Consider the following 12,013-nt stretch of genomic DNA (forward strand, 5'->3'; position numbering starts at 1 on the left):
ATAAAAAAAGCCTACACCAGTATAAAGTTTTGTATAAACTCCTTAAAAACAAGTTTAGGGCTAACAAGCTGATCAAGGATCTGCGACTAAGGCAGCATGCTTTTACAACTTAAACTCACCCTTTTTAAAGAATTAACGTTGAGTTTATCAAAAAAAATAACCAATGTAGGCAGTAACTTTTAGTTTATTTTAAAGAACGTTAAGAGACTAAATGTGAATGTAGCAAATCGTTAAGCGCATTTAATTTTACTTCTAAATGCTCGCTCACATGCTCTTTATCTATAGACTTCTGTTCAACTTGAGAAGCAAACTGTAAGGCACACATGGCCAATACATCTTGTTTATCTCGAACAGAATAACTTTGCTCAAATTGCTTTATCATAACTTCAATGTTCTTTGCAGCTTTACGCAACCCTTCTTCTTGAGTTGCTTCAATAGTTAAAGGATATACCCTATTAGCTATAGATAGCTTTATTTTAAGCTTTTCTGACATTGAGTTTATTTTCATTAATTTGATAATTGTCCAATACAATGGTCAATATCTCGTATTAATGCATTTATTTTAAGCTTAGTTTCTCTTTTATTATCGTCACTACCAAGCATTGAATTAGCAATTTTTAAAGCCTCATATTTTTCTTCCCAAGATGCCACTTGCATTTTTTGGGTTTTTATTTCTTGCTTAGAATTATGTAATTCTTCATTCAATTTAGAATTAGCAAGCTTTAAGGCCTCTAGTTTGTGTAATACTTTACTAATTTTGCTTTCTAAAGAATCTACAATATCTTCAATATTACTCATTTACTAAAATCAATACTTATCACACAAAGTTAACATACCTAGCTATAAATTACAATTGTTTTTCAATAAAATTTCTATTGCTTCATTTATGACTGATTATTAGCGCTATGGCTTGATTTTTGAAGAATACTTTGCAAATTCGAATCAAATTAATATTTTAGCTTTAATACTTTTCTATGAGAATAATCCTTATTGTTTTATATTTTTCATCAGTATTCACAAATGCTCAAAACAACTATCCTCAAGAATATTTTGGAAGCCCTTTAGAAATCCCTTTAATTTTATCTGGCACATTTGCAGAATTGCGATCAAATCATTTTCACTCTGGACTAGACATAAAAACGCAGCAACGTGTTGGTTTAAACGTTCTTGCATCTGCAGATGGTTTTGTAAGTAGAATTAAGGTATCTCATTATGGCTATGGTAAAGCATTATATATTACACACCCTAATGGTTACACAACTGTTTATGCACATTTATTAAAATTCTCACCAGAAATTGAAGCCTATGTTAAAAAACTGCAATATGAAAATGAATCTTACGAAATTGAATTATTTCCAAAAGCTGAAGAGTTAGTTGTTAAAAAAAATAGTATTGTTGCTTTTAGTGGTAATACTGGGGGTTCTGGAGGTCCGCATCTGCATTTTGAAATTCGCGATAAAGCAGAACGCCCTATAAACCCAATGCTTTTTGGTATAGACATAAAAGATACTATCCATCCATTTGTAACAGCAGTTTATGCTTATCCTTTAAATGAACATGCACACATAAATAATACAACTTCCAAACAGAAATTGCGTTTAATTCCTTTACAAAATGGCGATTATACACTTGAAAATATTAAAGCTTTTGGCAAAATAGGTTTTGGTATAGTAACTAACGACCGCCAAGATATGGCTGCCAATAAAAACGGCGTTTATAATATTCAAACTTTTTTTAATGGTAGTAAGTATTTTGAGTTAGATTTTAAACGTTTCTCTTTTGATGAGACAAAGCACATTAATAGGCTAGTAGATTATGAGCACTATAGAACAAAAAAACAACGCATTCAAAAACTATTTAACGATAACAACCCTTTAAGTATTATAAACACAGAGCCTCATAATGGTTATTTATCTATTGAAGACAGCACCTACTCTGTTTTCAAAATTAAAGTTAATGACTATAAGAATAATGCCTCTTGGATTACTTTAAATATAAAAGGAAGTAAAAACGATTCTTTAAAACCTTCAGAAAAAAAAGTTACACCATATTTTATTAAAGCAGACCAAAGCACAAACTTAAATGAAGGTAATATATCTGTCGATATATATCAGAATACTTTCTACGAAGATTTCTACCTAGATTATAATGCTAAGAATGACACACTAATACTCCATAAAGATATTATACCAACACAAAAAAGCTTAAAAATTAGTTACAATATAAATAACTATCTAGATGCTGATAAAAACAAGCTTTACATTGCAAAATTAATAGGTTACAAAAAGTACCCTTCATATATGCCAACAAAAAGAGAGAACAATATACTATCAACCTATACAAAAACGTTAGGGACTTTTGCGCTTGCCTTAGATTCTATTAAACCTAAAATATATAGTCCAAATTTTAAAGATGGGAATTGGTTAAGCAAGTACAGATACTTAAAAATAAAAATTAGCGACAAACATTCTGGTATTTCGAATTACAGAGCCACAGTAAATGGAAAATGGATTTTAATGGAGTATGATTATAAAAAAAAGACTTTAACACATGATTTTAACGATGGCATTATCACAGATACCAAAAATAATTTAAAGCTAATTGTAACAGATAATGTTGGAAATAGTTCTACTTTTGAAACACAATTCTACAGAAAATAAATTTATTGACTTTTGAATACAAAACACTTATTAACAATTGTCCTTACAATCATTCTCTCCTTTGTTGGATATTCTCAAACAGCAACAATTAAAGGTGTTATTCTAGATGAACAAAATAAAGCTGTAGTTGGTGTAAGTGTAAAAGCAGGCTTAGATGGAACCGAAACAAATGAAAATGGTTTTTACATTATTAAAGTACCAGCAAATCAAGATATAGAAATTGAATTTTCTCATATTTCTTATAAAAAAATCGTGAGTGTTTTTAACCTTAAAAATGGAGAAGAATATGAGTTCAATCCTGTTATGAATACTTCAATTGAGCAAATTGCACCAGTGGTTATAACTAGTAATAGGCAAAAGGAAGTTGAAGGTATTACCACCTTAAAACCAGAAACTATACGAAAAATACCTGGTGCTAATGCAGGAGTCGAAAACCTATTATTAACACTTCCAGGAGTAAGTAATAATAATGAATTAAGCACCCAATATTCTGTTCGTGGGGGAAATTACGATGAGAATTTAGTCTATGTAAATGGCATAGAGGTCTATCGTCCTTTCTTAATTCGTTCTGGACAACAAGAAGGATTGAGCTTTGTAAACACCAATTTGGTTCAGAATGTCGATTTTTCATCTGGTGGTTTTCAAGCAAAATACGGAGACAAACTTTCGTCTGTTTTAGATATTACCTACAAAACGCCATATCAATTTGAAGTTAATGCAGATTTAAGTTTGTTAGGCGGAAGTCTGTCGGTTGAAAACATTAGTAAAGATTCTAAACTCTCAAGTATTGTTGGCGTTCGCTATAGAGATAATGGGTTATTAGTAAACGCCAAAGAAACCGAAACTAATTACGATGCAGCATTTGCTGATGCACAAGCATTTTTTACATACAAGTTTACAGATAAATTTCACTTAAGTTTTCTGGGGAATGCTTCTTTAAACAAATATGGGTATGAGCCTCAAACTAGACAAACTAATTTTGGCACATTGTCAGACCCAATTGCACTCTTAGTCTTTTACGAGGGGCAAGAAAAAGATCAATACCAAACCTTATTTGGCGCTTTTAAAGGAACTTATTTCGTTAACGACAATCTTAATTTAAAACTTATTGCTTCTACTTACCATACTACAGAAGAAGAGTATTTCGATATTTTAGCACAGTATCGTTTAGGAGAAGTAAACTCAAATATTGGAGATGAAAATTTGGGAGAAGTTGAATTTAGCGAAGGTATTGGAAGCCAACTTAACCATGGTCGAAACGACTTAGACGCCCTAATAACCAATATTGAGCATAAAGGTGATTTCAAAATCGATGACAATCGTATAGAATGGTCGGTTAAATACACCAATGAAAATATTCGGGATCGGCTAATAGAATGGGAAGTTATCGATTCGGCAGGTTTTTCTATAAGACCGCCAAGAACAACACCAATAAATGAACAACCATACGAACCTTTTAGCGGGCCCATAGAACCTTTCCAAAATGTTAGATCAACTAACAATGTAAAAATTGATAGACTCCAAGCCTATGCACAATGGAGCAAACGATCTACTTTAGGCATTAGTGATGTTTGGTATAACGCAGGTGTTCGAGTTCATAACTGGTCTGTTAGTGGAGATGGTGTATCATCTTCAAATCAAACTGTTTTTAGTCCGCGAGCACAATTTGCAATAAAACCATATTGGCAAAAAGACATGCTGTTTCGTTTAGCTGCAGGTTTATATTACCAACCACCCTTCTATAGAGAATTAAGAGATTCTTTTGGAATGGTTCAACCTAATGTGAAGGCGCAAAAATCCATTCATTTAGTTTTAGGGAATGACTATAGTTTTAAAATGTGGGATCGCCCCTTTAAACTCACCACAGAAGCTTACTATAAAAACCTAAGCGATGTGAACCCATATACGCTTGAAAATGTTAGAATTAGATACAGAGCAAAGAATAATGCCAAAGCCTACACTTATGGCTTAGATATGCGTTTAAATGGTGAATTTGTTCCTGGAACAGAATCGTGGTTTAGTTTTGGATATTTAAAAACAGAAGAAAACATTGATAATAGAGGCTATATAGCAAGACCAACCGACCAACGTTTAAAGTTTGCTGCTTTGTTTCAGGATTATGTACCTAACATTCCTAGCATGAAAATGTATTTAAACTTAGTTTACAATACAGGCCTTCCTGGAGGCTCACCAAGTTATGCAGATCCTTATGTATACCAAACTAGATTACCAGATTATAAACGTGCCGATGTAGGTTTTCAGTTTGTTTTAGTTGATGAAAACAAGCAATTTAATAGTGGCTGGAAAAAACCATTTAAAGAGCTTTCCTTTGGTGTCGAAATATTCAACATGTTCGACGTTCAAAATTCTATCACAAATACTTGGGTTAGAGATGTATATAGTAAGCGACAATATGCTATTCCAAACTATTTAACCCCTAGAGTTTTTAATGTAAGAACCACCATGAAGTTTTAAAATTAAAATGCACAAAACAATACTAAATATTTTCTTCTGTATTTGTTTTATCAATGCTTCTCTTGGTCAAAAATCAATATTTAAAACTGGCAACGCCACATCTAAACGTTATTATTCTGAAATTAAATACAAGAATTTAAACGGTAAAATCATCATCCCTGTAGTTATAAAGGGAGAGTCATACCAATTTCTTTTTGATACAGGTGCTCCAAATCTAATTTCAGAAAACTTATGGAAAAAATTAAATTTTGAAAAAGGCAAAGACATATCAGTATCTGATGCGAACCAAAAAAAGGAGCAAATGAGACTTACCACACTACCACTAATAACAATTGGAGGTGTCTCTTTTAAAAATACCAGTGCTTTAGTATTTAAAAATAACGATAACTTAGTATTTGATTGCTTTAAACTCGATGGGATTATTGGAAGTAATTTACTAAGAAAGTCTGTAATTCAAATAAAATCGAAACAAAGTAAGCTAATAATAACTAACGATTACAAAAAATTAAATCTTAATAAAGAAAATGCATCAAAACTAACATTAGTTGGTAATCAAAGTAGTCCATACATAAACATTAAACTTAAAGGAGAACAAACAGCAACAGAACTGCTTTTATTTGATACTGGAGCAAGCGGGTTTTATGACTTAAACAAGAAAAGCTACAAAGTTATGATGCTCAAAAACGTAGTTAAAACAATTTCAGAAGGAAAAGGAACATCAAGTATTGGCATGTTTGGTAATGCAAACAATAGCATACAATATCGAATACAAGTACCCGAACTTATTATCAATAGTCATTCATTCAAAAATGTTATAACATTAACTGGAGATGATGACAATTCCAGAATAGGCTCTGATATTATCAAATACGGAAACCTAACCTTAGACTTTAAAAAAGGTAAGTTCTATTTTGATCCTTTTAAAAGAATAACAGACCTAAATGAAAAATTATTAGGTTTCACTCCTACTATTCAAAACAATAAGCTTGTAGTTGGAATTGTATGGGATAAAAAATTAAAAAACAAATTGAATTTTGGTGATGAAATTTTAGCAATAAACGGTGTAGATTTTTCAAAGATAGATTTATGCGGTTTAATTACTGAAGAATCCATCTTTAAAAAGGCCGATTCACTTAATATTTCAATAAAAAATGATAAAGGAGAAATTAATGATTTGATTTTAGAAAAACGTTAAAACCTCGAAGTTCTTTATTTTCAGGTATATACCAATTCTTTTAATACATCTACCACATAATCTATCTCTTCTTTTGTGTTATAAATACTAAAAGAAAAGCGTATTGAAGGTTTCTCTAAATCTTCATGAGATAAAACCTCAGCCAAAACATGAGAACCCTGACTGCTACCGCTTTGGCAAGCACTACCTTTAGAACAAGCAATACCTTTTAAGTCTAATTGAAAAAGCAACATAGCAGATTTTTTTGCATCAACTGGTAATAACATATTTACTAAAGTATAAGTGCTTTTTTCAAGATTGCTAGAATTACCATTAAATTTAGCACCTGCAATATTACTAGTAACTTTATTAATAAAATAGGTTTTCAAGTCCTTTATATAATTACTTTCAGTAACCATATTCAAATTAGAATAATAAAAAGCTTTATCTAAAGCCACTATATTATGAATACTCTCGGTTCCTGCACGAAAACCTCGCTCCTGCTCTCCTCCAGTAATTAAAGGTTTTAATCCAGAGTTTTTTCTAACAAAAGCGAATCCAACACCTTTAGGTCCATGAAATTTATGAGCACTAGCTGCTAAAAAATCGACTTGAATTTCTTGTAAATCGAGCGGATAATGCCCAATCGATTGCACCGCATCACTATGAAACAATGCATTATTAACTTTACATAAATCTGCAACACGCTTAATATCTAGAATATTTCCTATTTCATTATTAACGTGCATTAAACTTACCAATGCTTTTTTTGAACTAGCTAGCAGTTGTTCAAGATGCTCATAATCTATCTCTCCATTATTATCTAAATTCACAAAAATAACTTCTAAATTATACTCGCTTTGTAATTGCTCAACAGTATGTAAAACAGCATGATGCTCAATTCTTGAAGTTATAACATATTCTATTTTTAAATCTCTAACAGCACTTCTTAAAACTAAATTATCAGCTTCTGTCCCTCCCGAAGTGAATACAATTTCTGAGGCAGACACATTTAAATGTTTAGCGATGTCTTTTCTTGATTTTTCAATTAAAGATTTAGATGACCTACCAAAACTATGTGAAGATGAAGCATTTCCATAATTATTTTTAATAACATCAACCATAGAGTCAATAACCTCATCTCTAATTTGAGTAGTTGCTGCATTATCAAAATAAATATGTTGCATCTGTTTTTATTTGTAGCAAAAATACTTGAAATAAAATTATTACCAATAAGCAACGTTATAAATAACAATTCTATTATTTTTGCCTAAAACCTAGATAATGCGAAAGATTTTTTTTGTTTTAATAAGCTTTGGATTCTCTTTACTATTTTCATGTGATGATGGTGACATATTGAATGTTGAATTCGATTTTGATGATACCTTTCAAGCTTGCGGAGATTTGGTCTTTTACAAAACTAAAAGCGATCCATCTGAGTCACTTTCATTTAAAGTTAATGATATAGATTTTGAAGATTTATTTGTTGTTACAGCAGGCGAATCTGTTGAAATCACCTCTAATTCAAATACTTTTAACTATCGCACCTATAGTAACGCTACATTACCTAATGACCTGTTTTGTAACGATATACCATCTTCAGAAATTAATATTACACAAGATTACGAAAGCACAAATGATCTTGCAACCTTTACAACCTCACTAATTGAGGATGATAATGATGGGATTCCAGCAGAATTTGAGGATATTAATGGTAATGGTAATTTAGAGGATGACGATACTGACGGTGATGGAATTCCTAATTATTTAGATGAAGATGATGATGGCGACAATGTTTTAACAAAAACAGAAAACCCTAATTATACTGAAACTGACGGTCTTTCGAATGCCCAAGATACTGATGGTGATACCATTCCCGATTATTTAGACACAGACGATGATGATGATGGTGTGTTAACAAGGGACGAAGAGAGTGTTGACCAAGACCAAAACCCTACTAATGATATTAGAGATCCAAATATTGGTCCCGATTATTTAAATAAAGATGTAGCTTTAACCGAAGCAGCTATTGCATATAGAGAACATACAATTATTCAAACTTACACCATAAGTTTAATTATAGAAGGTGTAGATTTAGAGATAATAAGCCAAGACTTTGATTTTGGGAATTTGGAAGACAGCGATTTATCTACAAGCAGAAAATTAACGCCTGAGTTTTAAGTATTAGGTAAAACATTTTGAAAAATATAGACTTCTGTTGCTCCTAGTCCATATTTTTTATATTCGGCGTCATAAAACTTCACATTGTTATAGCGTCCAAATAAATAGTCTAATTCCATTTTTAAAACGCCCTCACCAACACCATGAATAAATACTATTTTTTGAAAACGCTTCTTTATCGCAAAATCTAATTGCCTCCTAGCAGTATCTAATTGAAGTGAAAGCATATCATGGTTAGTCATCCCTCTTGAAGACTTAACTAGCTGGTTTATATGCAAATCCACTTCCATTGTGGGTAAATATTTATCTTTTGGTTTCCTTTTTACTTGCTTTCTTTTACCAGATTGCTCCTTCTCCGATATAATATTACTTAAGTTAATTGATTCAGACAACATAGGATTAAGGGATGTTTTAGTGTCATCTAAAACTAATTCATGTTTAGCAAACTCTAGCGAAAACCCATCAGGTGTTTCTATGATGATTCTATTAGAAACTACACTTTTAACGATTCCAGATAAATCCTCATCTAATACTAAAACCGAGTCGCCTATTTTAAAATTCAAAACTTTTATTTTTCTTCATTATTAGCATCTTCATCTTTATCATTCTTACTAGGAATAGTTCTAGATATCCTATAAACCCCTATCATTAAAACAATTATACCTATAATTAAAACATATTGATTCTGATCGGCTCCAACTTTCGAATACATAGCTATAATAGCTCCTAAAAGTATGAGAATGTAGTTTAAATATTTCATCAAATTTAACTCAAAAATTTATCTCACAAATTACGTAAAAATGAAATCTAATTAAGAAAATAACTATCAAAAAATATCGATGATTGGTCGTTTAAACGCATTTTTATTCGTTAAAATACATGTTTTAATAAAAAAACAATATATTTGCCCTCGTAAATTGCGATATCTCTCAAATCATGTCTCAACGATTAATGGCCTTTTTACTGTTCGCAGTAAATTTAACATACGCTCAACTCTCAATTAGCAACGACAACTATGTCTTTGTTAGCAATCAAGTTATCTTCGTTGAAGACGATGTTAACCTAAACGAATCTAATAGCCGAATTTATCTTCGAGACGAAGGACAGCTTATACAAGGCTCAGGATTAACAGGAAATTCAGGAGAAGGAGAACTAAGTGTTTATCAAGAAGGAAATGTTGGCGCTCATGAATTTAATTACTGGTGTTCTCCCATAGGAACTAAAGATAACACTACTACAAATAACAATTTTGGAATATCACTTCTTAACGACATAACAGGCTTAACCACTTCTATTCCTGCTACATACAATAGATCATCATCATACAATGGCACATCTAACCCATTAAACATTGAACCCTATTGGATATGGAAATTCCCAGCTTCAAGTAACTATTCTGGTTGGGTACATGTGCAAGCAAGCTCAACTATTAATCCTGGAGAAGGATTCAGCATGAAAGGCACAACAGGTTCAAATAATATGCAGTCTTACGATTTTAGAGGCAAACCAAATAATGGAACCATTAATAACAATGTTGAAAATGAACAATACACATTAGTAGGAAACCCATATCCATCTGCGTTAGATGCTCTAGAATATATACATGATATAAATAATGAAACTGTTATTACTGGAAGCTTATACTATTGGGAGCAAGACCTTAATACAAACTCACACTACCTTAGCGAATATAACGGTGGTTATGCCAGTTACACAATAAATAGTACCGGAACCGTAGAGACCTATGTACCTGCTACTTTTAGTACGTATAATAACCAAGGTAATATTAATGGTAATGGCGAAGAAAGTGCAAGTGGCAAACGCCCACGTCGATATATACCTATTGGACAAGGATTTATGGTGGAAGGAACAGCTTCTGGATCTGTACAAACTAAAAATAGTCATCGTGTATTTGAAAAAGAAAGCGGCTCTAATAGTGAGTTTTTTAAAAGTTCAAACATAAAAGAAACCGTAATACCTTCTTCTAATTTTTCTACTGTTCCTGATGATTATAAACGTTTTCGGCTAAATATTGATTTTAACAGTTTGTACACCAGACAACTCGTTGAGACATTTCATCATAGTGCTACAAATGGATTTGATTACGGATTAGAAAGTACCATAGCAGCTAGATCCATTCTAAGTTCTGATGCTTACTTATCCTCTGAAAGCAATAATTACGTTGCTGAAGCTTTGGCATTTAATCAAGATTTGCAAATACCTTTAATTATAATAACAGCAACAAAAACCCCTATAAATATTAGAGTTATAGATGTCCAAAATTTTAACAACGCTCCTATTTACCTTTACGATAAAGAGAACAATACATTTACCGATTTAACAAGACAGCCATTTCATATAAATCTGGATGCAGGGACTTACACTACTAGGTTCGAAATTCGATTCATCCAAAACACGCTTAGTAATGAAAGTTTAGTAAAACATGTTGATTTGAATGTTTTCCAGAATAATAGGTTATCACTTTTAAAGATTCTAAACCCAAAAAATCTAAATATTCGCTCCATTGAGTTCTATGATGTTTTAGGAAAAAGAGTTTTTGATAAAAAGGAAACATCTTCCAAAAAAGCATACAGCTACACAACCAGAAATCTAAGTAACGGCATTTACATTGTAAACATAACATTATCAAACAACCAAAACATTACTAAAAAGATTATTGTTTCTAACAGTTATTAAATCAATTATAATATTTAAAATCAAATTCCTAACCTTTTAGTATTTTAGCTCCATAATGAAGCCCATGGAAGGATTAGAAGATTACATGCTACCCTGTTTAAACAAAAAACTGTTTAACGTTGAGTGTATGGGTTGCGGTCTACAACGATCGGTAGCCTTGATTTTTCAAGGTGAATTTACCGATGCTTTTTATATGTATCCTGCAGTATATACTTTAATCCTGTTTTTTGGAGTCATTATTTTAAATGCTATTAAAAAAATTAAGCATGCTAATAAAATAATTATTATTTTGGCATTAATTAATACAGCAGTAATAATAACAAGCTTTGTTATTAAAACATTTTTATAAATAAATAACAACAAAATGGAACAACAAAAATTACCTAACGCTACTATAGCACTTGTACTTGGAATAATTTCTTTTATAGCTTGCTGTTGCAGCGCTGGAATAGGTGGATTACTTTTTTCTGGAATAGCTTTGTTTTTAGTAAAAAAAGACACTAAATTATATGCTGAAAATCCTGAATTATACAGCAATTTTGGCCAATTAAAAACGGCAAAAATTATCGCTATAATAGGATTAATTCTAGCTGTACTTTCTTTTATACTATCTGCGTATCAAATTATGTCTGTTGGTGGCTGGGATGCATACATTGAACAACAAAAAGATGTTATGGAACAATTAGGCATTGGTAGTTAATTACTTAAAAACCTATATCTAATAAAAGAGACTGTCTAAAAAGTCTTTATAGGCACTTTCAGAAGTAAGTTGATTTATAAAAATAGAATAAAAAAACTCAGCAAAGTTTTACAAAAACGAGCTGAG

Annotated in this window: 12 protein-coding genes and 1 other RNA gene; 7 read left to right on the top strand and 6 right to left on the bottom strand. The window is 31.4% G+C overall.

The annotated features are described in order from the left end of the window. Nucleotides 1-35 precede the first annotated feature (35 nt). From ssrS to Q0739_RS08080, 3 genes are all read right to left on the bottom strand, one after another. Nucleotides 36-144: non-coding RNA, 6S RNA (ssrS, locus tag Q0739_RS08070), on the bottom strand. Between the two features lie 55 nt (nucleotides 145-199). Continuing rightward, nucleotides 200-493, bottom strand: a complete 294-nt coding sequence (locus tag Q0739_RS08075; RefSeq protein ID WP_298238202.1) for a cell division protein ZapA — start codon at nucleotides 491-493, stop codon at nucleotides 200-202. 14 nt (nucleotides 494-507) lie between these two features. Continuing rightward, nucleotides 508-798 (bottom strand): hypothetical protein, encoded by a 291-nt coding sequence (locus Q0739_RS08080; RefSeq protein WP_298238203.1) that lies wholly within the window; start codon nucleotides 796-798, stop codon nucleotides 508-510. A gap of 176 nt (nucleotides 799-974) precedes the next feature. Here Q0739_RS08080 and Q0739_RS08085 point away from each other — a divergent pair, with 176 nt between their 5' ends. From Q0739_RS08085 to Q0739_RS08095, 3 genes are read left to right on the top strand one after another with little or no spacing between them, the layout of a single operon-like run. Next, nucleotides 975-2,660, top strand: a complete 1,686-nt coding sequence (locus Q0739_RS08085) for a M23 family metallopeptidase (protein WP_298238204.1) — start codon at nucleotides 975-977, stop codon at nucleotides 2,658-2,660. A gap of 12 nt (nucleotides 2,661-2,672) precedes the next feature. Beyond that, on the top strand, nucleotides 2,673-5,135 hold the full coding sequence (locus Q0739_RS08090) for a TonB-dependent receptor plug domain-containing protein (RefSeq protein WP_298238205.1): 2,463 nt from the start codon (nucleotides 2,673-2,675) through the stop codon (nucleotides 5,133-5,135). Nucleotides 5,136-5,142: 7 nt separating this feature from the next. Continuing rightward, nucleotides 5,143-6,330, top strand: a complete 1,188-nt coding sequence (locus tag Q0739_RS08095) for a retropepsin-like aspartic protease (RefSeq protein WP_298238206.1) — start codon at nucleotides 5,143-5,145, stop codon at nucleotides 6,328-6,330. Nucleotides 6,331-6,350: 20 nt separating this feature from the next. On the opposite strand, the gene Q0739_RS08100 is transcribed toward Q0739_RS08095, so the two are convergent. Next, entirely contained in the window at nucleotides 6,351-7,496 is a 1,146-nt protein-coding gene (locus Q0739_RS08100; protein WP_298238207.1) for a cysteine desulfurase family protein, read from the bottom strand. Between the two features lie 97 nt (nucleotides 7,497-7,593). Here Q0739_RS08100 and Q0739_RS08105 point away from each other — a divergent pair, with 97 nt between their 5' ends. Then, entirely contained in the window at nucleotides 7,594-8,490 is an 897-nt protein-coding gene (locus Q0739_RS08105; RefSeq protein ID WP_298238208.1) for a hypothetical protein, read from the top strand. Here the strand turns inward: Q0739_RS08105 and Q0739_RS08110 are convergent. Further along, nucleotides 8,487-9,053, bottom strand: coding sequence for a Smr/MutS family protein (locus tag Q0739_RS08110; protein ID WP_298238209.1), 567 nt, complete (start codon nucleotides 9,051-9,053; stop codon nucleotides 8,487-8,489). The genes Q0739_RS08105 and Q0739_RS08110 overlap by 4 nt on opposite strands. Before the next feature lie 5 nt (nucleotides 9,054-9,058). Continuing rightward, nucleotides 9,059-9,250, bottom strand: a complete 192-nt coding sequence (locus tag Q0739_RS08115; protein WP_298238210.1) for a hypothetical protein — start codon at nucleotides 9,248-9,250, stop codon at nucleotides 9,059-9,061. A 176-nt stretch (nucleotides 9,251-9,426) separates the two neighbouring features. On the opposite strand from Q0739_RS08115, the gene Q0739_RS08120 reads away from it, so the two are divergent. The 3 genes from Q0739_RS08120 to Q0739_RS08130 all read left to right on the top strand — a co-directional run bounded on the left by Q0739_RS08120 (nucleotide 9,427) and on the right by Q0739_RS08130 (nucleotide 11,887). Beyond that, entirely contained in the window at nucleotides 9,427-11,187 is a 1,761-nt protein-coding gene (locus tag Q0739_RS08120; protein WP_298238211.1) for a T9SS type A sorting domain-containing protein, read from the top strand. 64 nt (nucleotides 11,188-11,251) lie between these two features. Then, a complete protein-coding gene (locus Q0739_RS08125) occupies nucleotides 11,252-11,536 on the top strand; it encodes a DUF2752 domain-containing protein (protein ID WP_298238212.1) in 285 nt (94 codons plus the stop codon). A 15-nt stretch (nucleotides 11,537-11,551) separates the two neighbouring features. Then, entirely contained in the window at nucleotides 11,552-11,887 is a 336-nt protein-coding gene (locus Q0739_RS08130; protein ID WP_298238213.1) for a CCC motif membrane protein, read from the top strand. Nucleotides 11,888-12,013 lie beyond the last annotated feature (126 nt).

Source organism: uncultured Algibacter sp., from assembly GCF_947487605.1.
In the GTDB taxonomy this organism is placed as follows: Bacteria; Bacteroidota; Bacteroidia; order Flavobacteriales; family Flavobacteriaceae; genus Algibacter_D.